Annotated in this window: 22 protein-coding genes and 1 pseudogene; 11 read left to right on the plus strand and 12 right to left on the minus strand. The window is 65.9% G+C overall.

Going from position 1 to position 17145, the window contains the following annotated elements:
• The first annotated feature begins 6 nt into the window (after nucleotides 1-6).
• Both CH289_RS08340 and CH289_RS28270 read left to right on the plus strand, forming a co-directional pair.
• Nucleotides 7-1647, plus strand: a complete 1641-nt coding sequence (locus CH289_RS08340) for an alpha/beta hydrolase (protein ID WP_176458737.1) — start codon at nucleotides 7-9, stop codon at nucleotides 1645-1647.
• 28 nt (nucleotides 1648-1675) lie between these two features.
• Entirely contained in the window at nucleotides 1676-1843 is a 168-nt protein-coding gene (locus tag CH289_RS28270; RefSeq protein WP_019665217.1) for a hypothetical protein, read from the plus strand.
• Nucleotides 1844-1862: 19 nt separating this feature from the next.
• On the opposite strand, the gene CH289_RS08345 is transcribed toward CH289_RS28270, so the two are convergent.
• The 3 genes from CH289_RS08345 to CH289_RS08355 form a co-directional block, all read right to left on the minus strand.
• Nucleotides 1863-2120, minus strand: a complete 258-nt coding sequence (locus CH289_RS08345) for a hypothetical protein (RefSeq protein ID WP_080738071.1) — start codon at nucleotides 2118-2120, stop codon at nucleotides 1863-1865.
• A gap of 149 nt (nucleotides 2121-2269) precedes the next feature.
• Nucleotides 2270-3190: a transketolase family protein gene (locus tag CH289_RS08350; protein WP_033190277.1), complete on the minus strand. Its 921-nt coding sequence runs from the start codon at nucleotides 3188-3190 to the stop codon at nucleotides 2270-2272.
• Between the two features lie 2 nt (nucleotides 3191-3192).
• A complete protein-coding gene (locus tag CH289_RS08355) occupies nucleotides 3193-3867 on the minus strand; it encodes a thiamine pyrophosphate-dependent enzyme (RefSeq protein ID WP_094727750.1) in 675 nt (224 codons plus the stop codon).
• Between the two features lie 118 nt (nucleotides 3868-3985).
• Between CH289_RS08355 and CH289_RS08360 the strand changes: the two genes are divergently transcribed.
• Entirely contained in the window at nucleotides 3986-4954 is a 969-nt protein-coding gene (locus CH289_RS08360; protein ID WP_094727751.1) for an NAD(P)/FAD-dependent oxidoreductase, read from the plus strand.
• Here the strand turns inward: CH289_RS08360 and CH289_RS08365 are convergent.
• Nucleotides 4951-5400: a MarR family winged helix-turn-helix transcriptional regulator gene (locus tag CH289_RS08365; RefSeq protein ID WP_230621083.1), complete on the minus strand. Its 450-nt coding sequence runs from the start codon at nucleotides 5398-5400 to the stop codon at nucleotides 4951-4953. The genes CH289_RS08360 and CH289_RS08365 overlap by 4 nt on opposite strands.
• Nucleotides 5401-5443: 43 nt before the next feature.
• Here CH289_RS08365 and CH289_RS08370 point away from each other — a divergent pair, with 43 nt between their 5' ends.
• Nucleotides 5444-6640, plus strand: a complete 1197-nt coding sequence (locus tag CH289_RS08370; protein ID WP_094727752.1) for a multidrug effflux MFS transporter — start codon at nucleotides 5444-5446, stop codon at nucleotides 6638-6640.
• Nucleotides 6641-6680: 40 nt separating this feature from the next.
• Here CH289_RS08370 and CH289_RS08375 read toward each other — a convergent pair whose 3' ends face one another.
• From CH289_RS08375 to CH289_RS08390, 4 genes are read right to left on the minus strand one after another with little or no spacing between them, the layout of a single operon-like run.
• Nucleotides 6681-7403: a Clp protease N-terminal domain-containing protein gene (locus CH289_RS08375; protein ID WP_020110397.1), complete on the minus strand. Its 723-nt coding sequence runs from the start codon at nucleotides 7401-7403 to the stop codon at nucleotides 6681-6683.
• 51 nt (nucleotides 7404-7454) lie between these two features.
• The gene (locus tag CH289_RS08380) at nucleotides 7455-8144 is read right to left on the minus strand and encodes a hypothetical protein (protein ID WP_027498581.1); all 690 of its coding nucleotides are present in this window, start codon (nucleotides 8142-8144) and stop codon (nucleotides 7455-7457) included.
• 14 nt (nucleotides 8145-8158) lie between these two features.
• Complete coding sequence (locus CH289_RS08385; protein WP_019665208.1) at nucleotides 8159-8725, minus strand: FAS1-like dehydratase domain-containing protein; 567 nt, start codon at nucleotides 8723-8725, stop codon at nucleotides 8159-8161.
• Between the two features lie 22 nt (nucleotides 8726-8747).
• On the minus strand, nucleotides 8748-9185 hold the full coding sequence (locus CH289_RS08390; RefSeq protein WP_037199431.1) for a DUF6069 family protein: 438 nt from the start codon (nucleotides 9183-9185) through the stop codon (nucleotides 8748-8750).
• Between the two features lie 203 nt (nucleotides 9186-9388).
• Here CH289_RS08390 and CH289_RS08395 point away from each other — a divergent pair, with 203 nt between their 5' ends.
• Nucleotides 9389-11647, plus strand: a complete 2259-nt coding sequence (locus CH289_RS08395; protein ID WP_019665206.1) for a putative bifunctional diguanylate cyclase/phosphodiesterase — start codon at nucleotides 9389-9391, stop codon at nucleotides 11645-11647.
• A 30-nt stretch (nucleotides 11648-11677) separates the two neighbouring features.
• On the opposite strand, the gene CH289_RS08400 is transcribed toward CH289_RS08395, so the two are convergent.
• The 4 genes and pseudogenes from CH289_RS08400 to CH289_RS08415 form a co-directional block, all read right to left on the minus strand.
• Nucleotides 11678-12364, minus strand: coding sequence for a response regulator (locus tag CH289_RS08400; protein WP_019665205.1), 687 nt, complete (start codon nucleotides 12362-12364; stop codon nucleotides 11678-11680).
• Nucleotides 12361-13434, minus strand: a pseudogene (locus CH289_RS08405) (sensor histidine kinase); the annotation flags it as partial. The pseudogene CH289_RS08405 and the gene CH289_RS08400, both read right to left, overlap by 4 nt.
• Before the next feature lie 17 nt (nucleotides 13435-13451).
• Nucleotides 13452-13910, minus strand: coding sequence for a hypothetical protein (locus CH289_RS08410; protein WP_019665203.1), 459 nt, complete (start codon nucleotides 13908-13910; stop codon nucleotides 13452-13454).
• 7 nt (nucleotides 13911-13917) lie between these two features.
• Nucleotides 13918-14499, minus strand: coding sequence for an RNA polymerase sigma factor (locus CH289_RS08415; protein ID WP_019665202.1), 582 nt, complete (start codon nucleotides 14497-14499; stop codon nucleotides 13918-13920).
• Nucleotides 14500-14692: 193 nt separating this feature from the next.
• Here CH289_RS08415 and CH289_RS08420 point away from each other — a divergent pair, with 193 nt between their 5' ends.
• From CH289_RS08420 to CH289_RS08445, 6 genes are read left to right on the plus strand one after another with little or no spacing between them, the layout of a single operon-like run.
• Nucleotides 14693-15172: an Asp23/Gls24 family envelope stress response protein gene (locus tag CH289_RS08420; RefSeq protein WP_019665201.1), complete on the plus strand. Its 480-nt coding sequence runs from the start codon at nucleotides 14693-14695 to the stop codon at nucleotides 15170-15172.
• Between the two features lie 14 nt (nucleotides 15173-15186).
• On the plus strand, nucleotides 15187-15462 hold the full coding sequence (locus CH289_RS08425; RefSeq protein ID WP_094727753.1) for an Asp23/Gls24 family envelope stress response protein: 276 nt from the start codon (nucleotides 15187-15189) through the stop codon (nucleotides 15460-15462).
• Between the two features lie 19 nt (nucleotides 15463-15481).
• Complete coding sequence (locus tag CH289_RS08430; protein WP_094727754.1) at nucleotides 15482-15706, plus strand: hypothetical protein; 225 nt, start codon at nucleotides 15482-15484, stop codon at nucleotides 15704-15706.
• 26 nt (nucleotides 15707-15732) lie between these two features.
• On the plus strand, nucleotides 15733-15933 hold the full coding sequence (locus tag CH289_RS08435) for a DUF2273 domain-containing protein (protein ID WP_037109731.1): 201 nt from the start codon (nucleotides 15733-15735) through the stop codon (nucleotides 15931-15933).
• Entirely contained in the window at nucleotides 15923-16267 is a 345-nt protein-coding gene (locus CH289_RS08440; RefSeq protein WP_256977080.1) for an alkaline shock response membrane anchor protein AmaP, read from the plus strand. The genes CH289_RS08435 and CH289_RS08440 overlap by 11 nt, the downstream gene beginning before the upstream one ends.
• On the plus strand, nucleotides 16264-17142 hold the full coding sequence (locus CH289_RS08445) for a hypothetical protein (RefSeq protein ID WP_094727756.1): 879 nt from the start codon (nucleotides 16264-16266) through the stop codon (nucleotides 17140-17142). The genes CH289_RS08440 and CH289_RS08445 overlap by 4 nt, the downstream gene beginning before the upstream one ends.
• Nucleotides 17143-17145 lie beyond the last annotated feature (3 nt).

Genomic DNA, 17145 nt, shown 5'->3' on the forward strand with positions numbered 1-17145 from the left:
GTGACGATGCACTCGCTGCGGCTGTTCAGCTCGCGACTCGAACCGGCCGCTCTGTTCCTCGGCGTCGTGTTCTTCGCCTTCTCGATGACCCCGTCCCTGCTGCCGCGCGCCTGGTATCTGCAGGGCGTCGCGTCGGGCATCAGCATCGCCACGGGATACGGCGTCGGCTGCGCCGTGGTGTGGCTGGTGCATCGGTGCGGAATTCGTCCTCGATGGTCCGATGCGACGAAGCGCTACGGGTGGTGGGGTCTGGCGGTGTTCACCGCGATCGTGGTGCCTCTGTTTCTGATACTCGGATCGTGGTGGCAGCAGATCGTACGACAGCTCGTCGAGGTCGACGTAGAAGGTCCGGGCCGAATCCTCTATTTGGCAGTACTTCTCGTCGCAGTCGTCGTTGCCGTCCTCCTGCTTCTCGCCGCTCGCGGACTACGCTGGTGCGCTCGTCGGCTGGCCGTTCTGTGCACGAGGTTCGTACCGATCCCCGCGGCGAAGGCAATCGGAATCGCCGTCGTCACGATCCTGACGCTGTTCGTCGTCAACGGAGCGGTGAACAACGTTCTCATCGCGACCATTGCCAGCTCGTCCAAACTGGCCGACGAAGGTAGCCACCCCGGCGTCGAGCAGCCTGACGCGATGGAGAAATCGGGTTCACCGGACTCGTACGAAGACTGGGATTCCCTGGGAATGGAGGGGAGGCGATTCGTCGCGTCCGGCCCGACTGCCGAACAGATCGAATCGTTCACCGGCGCAGATGCTCTCACGCCGATCCGGGCATACGTCGGGGCTGCGGAGGCCGATTCGATCGACGAGGCCGCCGACCGCGTCGTCGCGGAACTGGAACGTACCGGTGCGTTCGACCGGGCCGTCGTCGCCGTGGCCACCACCACCGGACGCGGCTGGGTCAACGAAGCCGTCGCCGGATCGTTCGAGTACATGAACGGCGGCGACACGGCGATCGCGTCGATGCAGTACTCGTTCCTGCCCAGCCCCATAGCGTTTCTCGCAGATCGCGATTCACCGCGTGAAGCAGGACGCGCGCTGTTCGACAAGGTGTACGACGCAATCCTCGAACGCCCCGAGGGCACGCGGCCCGAGTTGGTGGCATTCGGAGAGAGCCTGGGGGCGTACGGCGGGCAGGACGCCTTCGGTGGCGCACGGGACATGGTGGCGCGCACCGACGGTGCTCTGTGGGTCGGTAACCCCAACTTCACCAAGCAGTGGGCGGAGACGACGGCGGACCGCGACGCGGGTTCACGCGAGATCCTCCCGGTGATATCGGACGGCCGCTACGTCCGGTTCGCGGGCAGACCGAGCGATCTCGACATCGGCACTCCCTGGGCCGAACCCCGTGTGGTGTACTGGCAGCACGCGTCGGATCCCATCACGTGGTGGTCGCCGGATCTTCTTCTGCATCAACCGGACTGGCTGCGCGAGCCCCGAGGAGTCGACGTCGACCCCGGCGTTCGATGGTTCCCGTTCGTCACCTTCTGGCAGACGACGTTCGACATGGTGTTCTCCACCGACGTTCCGCCGGGATACGGCCACAACTACGGCGAGGACGCCGTCGACCTGTGGGCCGAGATCCTTCAGCCCGAGGGCTGGACCTCGCAGGACACCGAGCGTCTTCGCGAGATCATCGCGGGTTGAGATCCCGCACTCGGGGTAACCGGGCCGCATGAGTGAAACGAACAAGAACCCTGATCCCGCGACAACCGATACCGATACGTCGCCGACGGGTGCCGACGACGACGTTCAGTCCGACCCCGCTGCGGGCGAGGAGTCCGGGGATTGGTCCGGTGAGGGCGGCGCGACCCACGACGGCCCCGCCACCGACACCGAATGATCCCCGTGCGTCGGTGACCTCAGGTTCCGGTCAGCCGACGCTCGGCGGGCCTGAGCAGGTGTACGTCACTGTCGGTCACGACCTTTTCGACGACGCATCGACCGGAGAGCCAATCTCCGGCGATGTCGAATTCCACGCGTAGATCCCCGAGCCAGTCGATGTCGACCACCACCCCGACGGTTCCGGCCGGTACCCCGCTGCACCATGCGCGCTTGCCCAGGTTGCGCGCGGCCACCACCACATCACCTCGCCGGTGCGAGTGCTGTCCTCTCCTCATGCATCCCCCAACGTCGATCCCCACGGTCCGTGACTACGGCGGTTCCCACGTCGAGTCAACCTCACCCCAGCGAGCCCTTCAAGTCGTAGACAGTCCGCTGAGCTGGGGTTCTACCGTCGATCGACTTGGTTGGGGCGGTCCAAACCGACTCAGAATCCGAAGAAGGCATCCAGCGACGTACGAATACCTGTGACGTCGAGTCCGTGCGCGCGCTCGTGCTCGGTCGGTGTTCCGTATTTGCGGAGCTCCTGCTGCCCGACGCCGACACCGAGTTGCCGGTGCGGTACGTCCACCAGCGCCAGCGCCACCTCGCGAGCCGAGGTACCAGCGAGGTACGGCTCGACGATCGCGACGCTGTTTCCGGCGAGGTGAGTGCGGAGACCTGCTCTGTCGAACGGCCTGACGCGTTCGGTGTAGAGGACGGTCACATCTCGATCGCGCACAGCGGCAAGTACGTTGTCGGCCGTCGGCCCCACCGCGACGACCGTGCCGCAACGCCCTCGCTGTAGAACCGTCAGACCGGGATGCTCGGCATACGGACGCGCGTTGGATGTGCCGTCCAACCGGATGTAGACCCGATCGTCGCCGTCCATCGCGGACCGCAACGCGCTCTCGGCTTCGTCGGCGTCTCCGGGCACGTGCACTCGCCAGCCGTCCAGGGTGTCGAGCAGCGCCACGTCACGGTGCCCGAAGTGAGTCTCGCCGCCGGCAGCCATCGAATACGAGCCCCCTGCACTGACGAGCACTGCCCCGACGCCTTGATGACCGAGGTCGAGTTTCACCTGTTCGAAGGGCCGTTCCACCAGGAACGGTGGGAACGTGTGCACGATCGGGCGCATCCCTGCCAGCGCTGCGCCTCCCGCGAACGAGATCATCAGCTGCTCCCGTATTCCCACGTTGACAACACGATCTCGCACTGCATCGGTGACGTGGGGTGCGATGTATCCCGCCCCGATCTCGGCCAGCACGAGCAAGCGTCTGTCGTCCGCGGCCAGCAGGTCCGGGATCGTTCGGTAGAAGCGCTCACGCTGGTCGGTGATCGTGGTCGTCCTCGCCGCTGTGTCCAGCATTCTCACCCCTTGCTCTCGGTATGTGCAACAACAACATTGGGCACTGCGAACCGTCTGGAGAATGCGCGGTGCAGCGCGTCGTGGTCACGACCGTCGACGTCCTCGGCGGCCCATCCCTCGACTGCGAACCGCGCCCCGATTCCGCCTGGCCAGCCCAGGCCGGCCGATCGGTTGTCGATGACGACGACCGTCAGATTTCCCAACCCAGCGCGACCCGCATACTGGATCGCCTCGGCGTTGCTTCCCTCGTCCAGCTCCGCGTCGCCGACGAGAACGATCACGCGCGCGTCGGAACCTCGGAGCGCCAACGTCGTCGCCGTGCCGGTAGCCAGTCCGATGCCGTGCCCCAGCGAACCCGAGGAGATCTCCACGCCTGGTACGAGCGTGCGGTCCGGGTGATAACCGAGGGGGGAGTCGAACCGTCCGAATCCGTCGAGTTGTTCTTCGGTGAGGAATCCCGCCGACGCGAGGACAGCGTAATAGGCCATGGGCCCGTGGCCTTTCGAGACCAGAAATCGGTCCCGCCTCGGATCGGACGGGTTCGAGGGGTCCGTGCGCAGGATCGTCGAATACAGAACCCAGATGACATCGAGCGTGGACGTCGCACTCGCGTCGTGCTTTTCGTCGCCGGTCATGCGCGTCATCAAGCCGGCCAGTTCGTCGTATGTCGTGTGCATGCCTCCACGGTGCAACCTGAACCGAACTCGAGGTCAAGGCCGATACGTCCGAGGAACGCGTTTTGCCGAATCGGCAAACCTACTTGCCAGACGGTTACGAGTGGGCCACAGTGGACGCATGACTACACACCTCGACCATGACGTCATCATCGTCGGCGGCGGCCCGGCTGGACTAGCAGCGGCGGTGACGCTCGGGCGTGCACGCCTGCGAGTCCTCGTCGTGGACGCAGGATCTCCGCGCAACGCGCCGGCCGAGCACGCCCACAACTACCTCGGGCTGGAGGGACTTCCTCCGCTCGAACTCCTCGCTCGCGGGCGCACGGAAGCGCAGAGTTACGGCGCAGTGATCCAGGAGGGCACGGCGACGGCGGCAACCGCGCACGGCAATCACTTCACCGTCGAACTCGCCGACGGCGCCACCCTCACCACCCGACGCCTGCTCGTGACTACAGGCCTGACGGACGAACTTCCCGACATCGACGGTCTCGCCGAGCGGTGGGGACGCGACGTTCTGCACTGCCCCTTCTGCCACGGCTGGGAAGTGCGCGACAAGAAGGTCGGCATCATCGGGAGCCCCTTCGGCGTTCATCAGGCACTGATGTGGCGGCAGTGGGTCGACGACGTGGTGCTCTTCACCCGCGAATTCACGCCCACCGTAGACGAATCGAAGAAGCTCGCCGCGCGGGGTGTCACGGTGATATCGGATGCCGTACAGAAGATCGCCGTCGAGAACGATGCGCTCGTGGGCATCCAGTTGACCACCGGTTCGGTGGTTCCGGTGGACGCCGTTGTGACCAAGCCGACGTTCACCGCCAACGCCGGCGTTCTGGTGAGCCTCGGACTGGAGGTCACCGACATGATGATGGGCGACGTACCCGCCGGGGCGTCGTTCGTCGCGACGGATCAGACCGGCGCGACGTCGGTTGCCGGCGTCTACGCCGCGGGCAACGTCGCCGCCCCGATGGAGAACGTGATCGGTTCTGCCGCAGCGGGCGTCCGCGCCGCGGGCGGTGTCGTCGCGAGCCTCATCGAGGAGGACACTCGACTGCCCGTCGGCCCGGACGATTCGACCGGCGCCGCGAGCTAAGTGCGGTCGCGCAGCTCGTTCGTCAGCAGCATCAGGGCCGGTGCTGCCGACACGAGTTGCGCGGCAGCTTCGTCGGGAAGTCGGCTCAGCGCCTCGGTGATTCGAGCCGACCATGCTGCTTCGATGCGAGTTCGGTTGCGCCGCATCCGATCGGTGACCTCGAGTTGCGTGACACGCCGGTCCGTCGGCGACGGAGTCTTGACCACGAGCCCACGTTCGACGAGGGTGCGGACTGCCGCACTGACGTTGGAAGGCTGCATCGCCAGCATGTCCGCGAGTGCGGACACACCGATGCCTGTGTTCCTGTCGATCTGCTTGAGCACGGTGACCTCGGGCGCGGGGAGCCGTTCGATGCCGAGCTCTTCCACGCGATCCGTGCGCTGAATGATCCAACTCAGATCGTGGAGCACCGAGGCGAGGACTGCGGGGTCGGTCGTATCCGTCACACCGACATAATACATATAATTTTATAAGCTATTGTCGTAGCCGATGACTACCACCACGCCTTCCCGGACCGCAGCACCGAGCGCCGTACTCATCGGCGTACTCGCACTGCTCACCGCCGTACCACCTCTCGCGACCGACATGTACCTCCCCGGGTTTCCGGCGATGGCAGCCGATCTGAACACCTCGGCCAGCAGCATTCAGCTCACCCTGACCACCTTTCTCATCGGCCTCGCCATCGGACAGCTGATCATCGGACCCCTGTCGGACAAACTCGGCCGCAGAGTCCCGTTGATCGTCGGGGCAGCCGTGTGTCTCGCTGCGGGCATCGCATCCGCACTCGCGCCGTCGGTCGAGTTCTTGATCGCTGCCAGGTTCGTACAAGGGCTCGCCGGTGCAGCGGGGGTCGTGCTGTCGCGGGCGATCATCGCCGACCGCACCGAAGGAAGCCACGCTGCCAAACTGTTCGGGTTGATGATGATCATCGGCGGCGTCGCGCCGGTCATCGCACCGCTCATCGGCGGCGCAGTCGTCGACTCCCTCGGATGGCGCGGAGTCTTCTGGATCATCGTCGGACTGACCGCCGTGATGCTCCTGTGCGCCATCGCATTGGTTCCCGAGTCGCTGGACCGCGAGAACCGCCGCGGCGGAGGGATCGCTCAGATGATCAGCGGCATGGGAACGGTGGTGAAGAACCGCCGATACCTGTCCTACACACTGACGTTCGCCTTCGCATTCAGCGTGATGTTCGCCTACATCTCCGCGTCACCCTTCGTACTCCAGAACATGCTCGGCCTGTCGGCGGGTCAGTACTCGGCGGCCTTCGCCGTGAACGCACTCGGACTCATGGTCGGAAGTGCGATCACCGCGAAGCTCGCCGATCGAATCCCTCTGCAGCGGATGATGACCGCCGGAATTACCGCCCTCGTCGTCACCACCACACTGCTGCTCGTTCTCGTCATGGTCGGGATCAGCCTGTGGCCGACGCTCGTTCTGCTGTTCCTCACCCTGGTGGCCGAGGGTTTCGTCTTCGCCAACGCGACGAGCCTTGCCGTCGCACAGGTTCCGCAGCTTGCCGGCACCGGCTCGGCAATGCTGGGAGCACTTCAATTCGGTTTGGCCGCAGTCATTTCGCCACTTGTCGGCCTCGGCGGCGAGGAGACGGCCGGTCCCATGGTGATCGCCATGTTCGTCAGCGCGCTCATCGCCGCCGGCGCCTGCTTCGCGAGCCGAAAGGACTGACGAGACAGAGCCGTCCGAACAGGCGACAGAGGCGCAGCGCTCAGAGGGAGCCGAGAGCCGCCACCAACTGCTCCTCGACGGCGTTCTTCTCCAGGCCGAGGTCGGTGACCAGACCTGCGCCGTTCTCGAACTCGAGCATTGCCAGCAGCACGTGCTCGGTCCCGACGTAGTTGTGCCCCAGACGCAGTGCCTCGCGGAAGGTGAGTTCGAGCACCTTCTTCGAGCCTGCGTCGTACGGGATCAGCGCGGGGGACCGGCCTTCCGACGCGGGAAGCAACGCCTGCGCCGCGTCGCGCACCTGCTGTTCGGTCCGGCCGTCGGACAGCAGGAAACGGGTACCGATCGACTCCTTCTCGGTCAGCAAGCCGAGAACCAGGTGAGCGGGAGCGATCTCGGCATTGCCCGCGGCGTTCGCCTCGTTCTGGGACGCGACAACGACGTTCTTGGCCCGAGGGGTGAACCGCTTGAAGCCCTCGGAGGCGTCCATCGCGGAATCGGATCCGCCCGGCCCCTTCGGCACGAATCGCTTCTGCGCGGCCTGCTTCGACACGCCCATGCTCTGGCCGATGTCGGTCCACGACGCACCCGACCGGCGCGCCTGATCGACGAAGTGACCGATCAGGTGATCGGCGAGATCGCCGAGGGAATCGGCCGCGACGACCGCGTCGGACAGTTGCTCGAGCTCGTCGTCGTGCACTTTCTTGATGGCGTCGATCAGATCGTCGAGGCGGACAGGGAGTTGGATTTTCGTTGGTTCGACCATGCGTCAACCATAGGTTGACGATCGAGCATCGTCAACCCCCAGTTGACGATTTCAGGCGAACAGCCGCGCCGCAGCGACGCCCGCCTCGATGTCGACCTGCCGGGCCCCGAACATCGCCCGCAGCTGCTCCGACGTGACCGCCGGACCCGCAGCCACCGCGGCGGCCACCGCCGACGCGTCGACTACCGCGGTGACACCGTGGTCTCGTGCGATGCCGTTCAGGAACTCGGTCAGATGCTCGGTCGTCGCCTCCGCACTGACGGGCGGGAGATTCAGCATCACGAAACCGTCGGGAACGCTGTACTCGGCGCGTGACCAACGGCCGTGCTCGAAGACGTAGACGAACCCCAGCCACATGCCCGACCGCTGAATGTCCGCGATGTAGTCGGCCACCACGTCACCCGTCCAGGCAGGCAACCCGCGCAGAAGGTCCGTCTCGGGTTCACCGAAGTACTCGGCGGCCGCGCCGAAGTACGTTTCGCTGTACTCGTGGTCGTACCCCACGAGAACAGCCCGAGAGATGCCACTCGAACCTCCAGCGGAGGCGTCGGCGATTCTCAGTGCCGCCCAATTGCCCCCGCCGTCGTCGTAGTGCCACGTCCCACCGTTCACTGCACCGCTACCAGGGCGAGCGTGGCAGTGGTCCGGCCGGCCCTGCGCCGCCGTGAGGGCCGCACACGACGCCCACCGACCACGCATGTCCTCCGGCCCCGGCAGATCAGGATGCGGCAGACCAGGCATGGGCGAGCCGCCGCTCATGCCACGGGGGCCGTTCCGGCCATCATGATCTGCTCGACGGCGCTCATGAAGTCCTCCGGTGCCTGGATCTCCGTGGACGCGGCGATGGTCGTCGCCGCCGTCAACACCGGTTGATCGCGCTGGTCGAAGATCTCGTTCTCCACGACCATCAGATCCGCGCCCACGGCCCGGCGCGCCGACACCAGTGACACTTCGCAGCTCAACCGATCCCCGGCCAGCAACGGGCGATGAAAGGTGAATCGCTGATCCACCTGAAGGATCTGCGGCATCGCGTAGCAACTGAGCGTTTCCTCGAACAACCGCCGCTGTGCCACGAACGCGATGAGCGACATGAAGGTCGGCGGCGCGACGAGGCTGCTGTGGCCGAGAGCCGTCGCCTCGTCCTGGTCGAAGTGCGCGGGGTGGAAATTCTGAACCGCGTTCGCGAACTCCGAGACCTTGGCCTTGCCCACCTCGTACACATCGTCGATTCGGTAACTCTGCCCGACCATGGCCCGTACCTGCCCAGGGACGTCCTGTGATGCGGCGTCGTCCTGCGATCCTGTGCCGTCCGATGCACTCATGGTGTCCGATTTTACGCGTCTGTCAGGAGTGCACACTCCCGACGGCTCCCCGGCGCAGGGCTTCCAGGCCCAGCGGTACGACCACTGCGATCACGACGTGCATGAGCGAGAGGGTGACCGTGCTGGCCGCGTCGAAGTCGGCGGCGAGGGTCATCGCGATGGTGCCCAAGGGAGCAACGACTCCGACGACCTGCGCGATGCGGATGGCGGGAAGCCACTTCAGCGACACGAGGGCGGCGACGCCCATTCCCACGACCATGGGTACGACCGTCAACATGACGACTCCGCCCGGTGCGACCGCCATGGTGGTTCCGGCGTCGGTCAGTTCGAAATTTCCACCCGCCGCCAACCCGATCACCCAGAGCACGAGATTGAACACGAGTGCGAGCAACACGGAGAACAACACTGCACGCGGCCGCGACAACGACCGAGCAGAAATACCTGAAATCGACGTGGTCATGGGTGACTCCTGCCTGTACGCAAGGACCAGGGGCGCCTTGCTTCGACAGATCTGACCCGTACCGATCCGAGAACTCATCGCACACCGACGCGGGACTCGTGACGAGGTTCCCAGCACAGTGGAGGGGTCCTACAGTAATCTTCCCGACAGGGCGAACTTGACAGCCGGTTCGTGGACTACAGCAGCAGGTGAGGGGGCCTTCGATGAACACGAAGGCGCCGTCGATGCATCGAACGCTTGCCGGGGCGCCGAAGTTCGTCGGCTTCGCGAGTGTTCTCGCTGTCGGCGCCGTGCTGTTTCTCGTCGGTGACGCGTCGGTTCGGTCGATGGTTCTCGGCACGTTCGCCATCGGAGCCATCCTCGCGATCGGCGTCGGCATCCGCAGACACAAGCCGGCCGACGCCACCTCCTGGTGGTGCCTGTTCGGGACCGCAATCCTGTTCCTGCTGGGCGTCAGCCTCCGCGGGGACCCGAGTATCCATCCCTCGGGCGTGACGGCGCTGTCGAACACGTTCATGCTCGGCGGCTACGTGTTGATCGCCGTCGCACTGGCCCGCTGGATTCTCGAACGCCGCTCCCGCGACGACGTGACGCCGCTGATCGACGCGACGTTGACCGCGATCGGTGCGTTGTTCCTCTCGTGGGTCCTGCTGATCTCGCCCCTTCTCGACACCGAGATGGACACTGCCGTGGCCGTTCTCAACGGCATCTACCCTGCCGTCGACGCAGGCATGATCACGCTGACGGCGTATCTGTTGATGTCCTCCAAGCGCGGCAACACCTCGCTGCGGTTGCTGATGCTCGCGTTGCTGTCGGTGTTCGTCGGCGACATCGCCTACGCCCACTTCCTGTCCCGGGCATCACCACTGTCACCTGGCCTGCTCGACGGCATCTACCTCGTCGGCTACGTCTCGCTCGGACTCGCAGCGCTGCACCCGCAGATGGCCACGATGGCTCAGCGTCAGCGTGCGACACCCCGTCATCGGCGTCGGTCCGCGTTCCTCTTCGTCATGCTGTTGGTGTGCGCGGCCATCCCCGTCCTCGGAACGTCGTTGTCCACCGCCGATCTCGCGGTCCGCTCCACACTGCTCTCGGCCATCCTCATCGGCAGCTTCCTCCGCGGCGAACGCGCCATGAGCCTGATGGAACGCAGCGAGGACGACGCCAGATATCGCGCAGCGCACGACGCACTGACCGGCCTACCCAATCGCACCATGTTGCCCGACGAGTTCGAGCGCCTCGGCGCGCGGGACGAGCCGGGCAGAATTTTCATCCTGTTCGTCGACCTCGACAACTTCAAGGTCGTCAACGACTCCTACGGGCACCGCGTCGGTGACGAGATGATTGCGGCGACAGCGCACCGAATCCGGTCCACGGTCCGCTCGGTCGACACCGTGGTTCGCTACGCGGGGGACGAATTCATCGTGATCGGCCGCTGCACTCGACCAGAGATGGAAGCACTGGCGAAGTCGATCGTCGACCGAATCGCCGAGCCGTTCGTTCTCAGTGCCGCCAGCGCGTACATCACCGCGTCGGTCGGCATCGCCGCGACCACCAACCGGGCGCATCGTCTCGACGACCTCATTCGCGAGGCGGACACCGCGATGTACCACGCGAAGTCGCAGGGCGCGTCGCGCATCGCGTACTTCGACGAGTCCCTACGGGCGTCGTCCACGGCCGCGATCGAAACGGCCACCGCTCTGCGCGGCGCCGTGCGGCGCGGAGAGTTGGTGGTCTATTACCAGCCGATCGTGATGACCTCGACCCGCGCCACCGTCGTCTACGAGGCTCTGGTGCGGTGGCAGCACGGTGGGCGACTGCGCGGACCAGGCGAGTTCGTCGCCATCGCGGAGTCGACCGACCTGATCGGCGAGATCGGCGCTGCCGTCCTGCGAACCGCCCTCACGGACCTGGCGGCATTGCGGGCGCAGGGCCAGGACGTCACGATGTCCGTCAACATCTCGCCCGTTCAGTTGCGCGACGAGTCACTGCCGGTGCTCGTCGGACAGTTGTTGGCCGAACTCGGATTGCAAGGCTCCGATCTGGCACTGGAAGTCACCGAGACGGCGTTGATCGACGACGTGTTCGCCGCGAAGAAGATCCTCGACCGCCTCGCTGCACTGGATGTGCTGATCGTGTTGGACGACTTCGGAGTCGGTTACTCCTCGCTCAGTCGCCTCCGTGAACTGCCCATTGCGCTGCTGAAGATCGACCGCTCGTTCATCGCCGAGATCGGAACCGATACGTCGGGCGGCTCACTGGTCTCCGCGATCGCCGCGATGGCGCGCGCACTACCCGTCTCCATCGTCGCGGAGGGCGTCGAGACCGAGCATCAGGCCCGCGCCATCGAGGCATTGCACTGCCGGTTCGCCCAGGGCTACCTGTACGGGCGGCCTGCTCCGCTGCAGCACTGGCTGAAGCAGGGCAGCGGCTCCGCCCCGTCGTCCGTGCCCGTCCAGTAGCACTCAGGCACCCCAGGACGCGGGCGCCCGCTATTTCAGTCGGTATCCCATCCCGGTCTCGGTGAGCAGATGACGCGGCCGGGATGGATCGTCCTCGAGTTTCTGGCGCAACTGGGCGAGATAGATTCGCAGATAATGCGTCTCACGTTCGTGCTTCGGACCCCACACGGTCTTCAGGATCTCGCGCTGGGACACCAGCTTTCCGCGGTTGCGGGCCAGTAGCTCGAGCACTCCCCACTCGGTGCGGGTCAGATGAACGACGTCCCCGCCGCGGGTGACGGTCTTCGAGGACAGGTCGACCGTGAACGAATCCGTCTCCACCACTGCGTCTTCCACCGCCCTCGGGCCTCGACGCAAGGCCGCCCGCAACCGCGCCAACAACACGTCCATCTCGAACGGCTTGGTGACGAAGTCGTCGGCCCCGGCGTCCAGTGCGTCCACGGTGTCGGCGGAATCCGTTCTCGCCGAGAGCACGACGATCGGAACGTCGGTCCATCCGCGCAGACCCCCGATGACCTCGACACCGTCGAAATCCGGCAGACCCAGGTCGAGGAGTACCACCTCGGGGTGGAAATCCGCCGCCACCCGCAGCGCTTCGGCTCCCGACGCCGCAGCCACGACGTCGTATCCACGCACTTTCAGGTTGATGCGCAACGCGCGAACGATCTGGGGCTCGTCCTCGACCACCAGGATGCGAATGCTCGGTGATTCGGTCACTGCGCACCCTTCGGGCTCGGCGACGGAACGGGCCGAGCTGCCGACGACGTCGGTTCCGGAGACATGAGCTGCACGGCCACCGTCAACCCTCCGCCCGGGGTGTCGAGGGCGCGGACGGTGCCGCCCATCGCTTCGACGAATCCGCGCACGACGGACAGGCCGAGGCCGACGCCTGCGCTGTTGTCGGTGTCCCCGAGTCGCTGGAAGGCGTCGAACATCGTCTGCTGAGCCGCTCGAGTGACACCTGGCCCGTTGTCTGCGACGGTGATCGTCGTCCCACCTCCGCTGTCCGTTGCACGGATGAACACGGTACTGCCGGGAGCGTGTCGGACGGCATTGCCCACGAGGTTGGCCAGCACACGCTCGAGCAGGCCCGCGTCGGCGAGTACACAGGCACTGCCGACGTCGGTGACCGTCGACGACGGGTCGGCCTCCACGCCGATCAGTGCCCGCTGCACCGCGTCCTCGACGTAGACCGGTGCGAGGGAGGGCCGCACCACACCTGCCTGCAGCCGGGAGGAGTCCAGCAGGTTCTCCACCAGAGACGTCAGCTGATCCGCCGACTCGTCGATGGTGGCGATCAGTTCGGCGGTGTCCTCGGCGGAGAACTCCACGTCGGTGCTGCGGAGCGACGACGACGCGGCTTTGACAGCGGCGAGCGGGGTGCGCAGATCGTGACTGACGGCGGAGAGGAGCGCGCGGCGCAATGCGTCGGCCTCGGCCAGAGCTGTTGCGCGACTGGCCTGCTGGGCGCGGCGGGCAGCGAGATCGACCAGGACGGCCACCGCCACTGCGACGACCAGCAGCACCACGGTGACGAGAAAGTTCTCGGGCTCGGCGATCGTGAGGCTGTAACGGGGTTCGGTGAAGAAGTAGTTGAGCAGGAACCCGGAGATCAGGGCCGACAGCGCTGCGGGTACGACGCCCCCGAGAAGGGACACGCACAGGACGACGACGAAGAACAGCGCGCTGATTCCACTCGAGTCGAAATCGGTTCCCAGCACGTCGATGAGTCCCGCCGCGGCACACGGAACCACCACTGCAGCAGTCCAACTCACTACTGCTCGTCGAACCGTGAGCCGAACGTTCACGGCCGTATCTCGATGTCGTCGACGTGCACGTCGACGTCGTCGCGCGTCAGCGACACACCGAGGATCTCGGCCACGATCGACATGGCGATGCGCGCCAGATCGTTTCCGACAGCTTGAAGGTCGCTGTCGTACGCACCGACCACCGAGAGCGAAACCCCGGTGCACTTGTGCTCGTCCGTGTGCACGGCGATCTCGGTCGGCTGACACCCGTGAACTCCGGACAGTGCCCGAAGCACTGCCGTGCGCACGACGTGATCGCTGACGCGCAGAGTGTCGGATCCACGGCCTTCCGGCGCCGTGGGGAACCGCGCATCCACCGGCCATGTCCGACGGGTCGTCGCACGGACCTTGGAGATGATGGAGTTGCTGATGTCGAACCAGCGCGGCTCCTCCGGCGCCTCCCGCAGCTCCCGCGCCGCGCGCTGCAACACCCAGTCGTCCGGTTCCGACGTCATAGCTGCATCACTGCCATGCCGCCAACCTTTCACTCAATGTTGCTCGGGCGCGAACCAGGTGACCGCGTACCGCGCTTGCCGACAGTGTCATGATCTGCCCGATCTCCGGATGTGTCATCCCCTCCACTTCTCGCAACAGCCAACACGCTCGCTGGCGGTAGGGCAGTTCGGCCAACGCACGCCCCAGATCCGCCATGAAGTCGTCGTTCGTGACGCTGACCTCGGGATCCGCGCGTGCATCCGTGCTTCGGCGCTCGAACACCCAGTCCTCGGCAGGTGCGACCGCACGCTTGCGCCGGTGATCGACGACCTTGTGCGAGACCATCGAGAACAACCAGGTCCGCAGTTTGGAGTCGCCCCTGAACGTATCCAATCCCTTCCATGCCGCGACGAAGGCGTCCTGGACGACTTCCTCGGCTGCACCGTGATCGGAGAGCATGTTGCGGGCGTAGCGGAACATCTCCGGGCCGTACCTGGCGACGATCAGCTCGAAGGCGTCGGTGTCGCCGAGTGCTGCATTGCTGACGAGCACGTGATCGGACAGCGGCCCGCCGTCGGACATGACACGGCCGGGTGGATCGTCGGTCATCGAACCGTGTCCGCCATCGGTGCCCCCGTCCTCGAAGTGCTCGTGCCACGTGTGTCCACCTGGACGAGATGCATTCGACACCGTTGTACCAGCGAACCATGGTTGTGATGCACATCACTATTTTCGGACGTGCGCTTTCTCGACTTCGCTACGACCTACTTGACGTCACAATCGATTCGCGAGAGGACAGAACATGAGCACCCAGACGCTGGACAAGTCGACAGACGCCGCATCCGGAACGGCTGCCAAGAGCGCGACCACCACGTCCGCACTGGTCAGCACCACCGGACGCACCACCATCGCCGACACCGTCGTGTCGAAGATCGCCGGCATCGCCACCCGCGAGGTCCAGGGCGTCCACGACGTCGGCGGCGGCACCTCCCGCGCCATCGGAGCGCTGCGCGAGCGCATCCCCGGTGCACGCGTCAACCAGTCGCAGGGTGTGTCGGTCGAGGTCGGCGAGCGTCAGGCCGCCGTCGACATCGACATCGTCGCCGAGTACGGAGTGTCGATCGCAGACCTGGCGTCGGGCATCCGTCGCAACGTCATCACCGCCGTGGAGCGGATGACGGGCCTCGAGGTCACCGAGGTCAACATCGTCGTGCACGACGTCTTCCTCGACGAGGGTGACGACGAGTCCGGGCAGGAAGTGTCCGGGACGCGAGTTCAGTGACATCAGGACCCGATATGAGCGCACCCGACGTCTCGGAAGTCATCGCCGACGTGGTGACGGCGACGGCGGGCGTCGCGGGTCTGCACGGCGGTATGTTCGGTGAAGCCGCGACATACCTGCCGGGCAGGCGCGTCTCCGGCGTTCGGATCCGTGAGGACGGCAGCGTCGACGTGCACGTGATTTTGCGTGCAGGCAGCCCGATTCCGGCCACCGCCGACGCGATCCGAACGGCCGTCGCTACCGTGGCCGACGGCCCGGTTCACGTCACCGTCGAGGGCGTAATCCGCTGATGATGCGGTCCACTCACGCATGAGCCGTTCGGTCGAACACACCGCCGCCCGCCGCGCGGTGGCCAGGAAGCACCATCCGGACGTCGGCGGCGACCCGGCTGTGTACGCAGCCGAACTCGCCGCCGTCGACCGAAGGTTCTCGCGCGCGCCCACCACGATTCGTCGGCGCACGTGGAAGCACCTATACCGCAGGATCTTCGGGCCCGCAGGGCGGCTGCGGTCCAAACGTTACTTCGACATCTAGCCCTCACATCTAGCAGGAGCATCATCATGACGACGTCCACCATCGGTTTGTTCGTAGGACTTCTGTTGGCCATTGCGGCCGCTGCCGGCGGATTCACCGGGTTTCTCTTCGCCGTGATCCTCGCCGTCGTCGGTTTCGCCGTCGGCCGCTACATCGACGGCGAACTGGACGTGTCGATGTTCCAGAGCCGCGACGCGTTCTCGCGTGGCCGCCGCCATGACCGCTGACGAACGAGGCCACCTCGAGGTACGAGTTCGAGCCGTCACCCGCATCGCCGAGATCACGGCGGGCCGGGTGGACGGCGTGGAACCCGTCACCGGTGGCCTCACGTCGAAAGCCCTTCCGCGCGTGGAGGCAACTATCCGAGACGGAAAAGTCCGGGCGACGGTCGAAGCCGCCACGCGATGGCCGACGCCCATCGCCGACGTCGCTGCGCGAGTGCGAACCAGCGTGGCGGACGACCTTCGACAATCGAGCGGGCTGGAGGTCGACACCGTGGATGTCGTGATGCGTTACGTTGCGCCGGAGAAAAACACGAGTTCAGGAAGGCGAGTCGAATGACCACACAGGTATCGCCGAAGGCGGCGCCTCGCGCGAGTGCAGTCGCCGTGGTTCTCGCGCTGGCTCTCTGTGTCGTCGGCGTCGTTCTGGGTCGCGACGCGTCGATCGAGTTCGGTCTCGTCGACGGTGCACCCTGGATCGCGCCTGCGATCGACTGGCTACTCGGTGTCACCGTACTCGGTGCGATGCTGCCGGTCGGCATCGTCGCCGCGGTGATCGGGCTGGTCCTGCTCGTCTGTGCGGTGTTGCCGCGCAGCCGAACTCACCGACCGTCGGGTTCCGATGGCGTCTGGATCGCCAAGGGCTCGGCGCGGGTCCGAAGTTCGTCGATCGGTGTCGGCACCGCCACTGTCGATCGTCTGGTCACCGCGCTGGTCGGCCTCGTGCTCGGCGCAGCCGGACTGGCGGCTGCCGCATGGGAACGCGACCGGCTGCCGCAGTTCGCACACGACGCCAGGCGGACGGTCGAGTCGTGGAACCCCGCCGAGTGGGCAGACACGTCATGGTGGCCGTGGGCGCTCACCGGCGCCACCGTCGTCGTATCCGTCGCCGGGCTGTACTGGCTGTGGGCACACCGGCCCCGGCGTGCCGCCTCCTTGATCGGCAGCGACGACGCCAGGGTGGACCTGACCTCCGCCGCACAGAACGCGGCCGCCGCATTGGCGTCGTCACCCGGGGTCGATGCGGCCAGTGGTCGAGTGGTGGACACCGGCACGGGCCGCCTGCTTCGAATCTCTGCCCGCGCGAGCGACGCGGGCACACCGTCCGCGGACCTCCTCGCGTCGGCCGTTGCTCTCCGCGAAACCTGTGCCGGCGCCATGTCCGGCCTCGAGGTGGACACCCAGGTGCTGATTCAGCCGGGTCGGGCCAGGTAATCG

Origin of the sequence: Rhodococcus sp. RS1C4 (assembly GCF_002258225.1) — a bacterium.
Taxonomy (GTDB): Bacteria; Actinomycetota; Actinomycetes; order Mycobacteriales; family Mycobacteriaceae; genus Rhodococcoides; species Rhodococcoides fascians_E.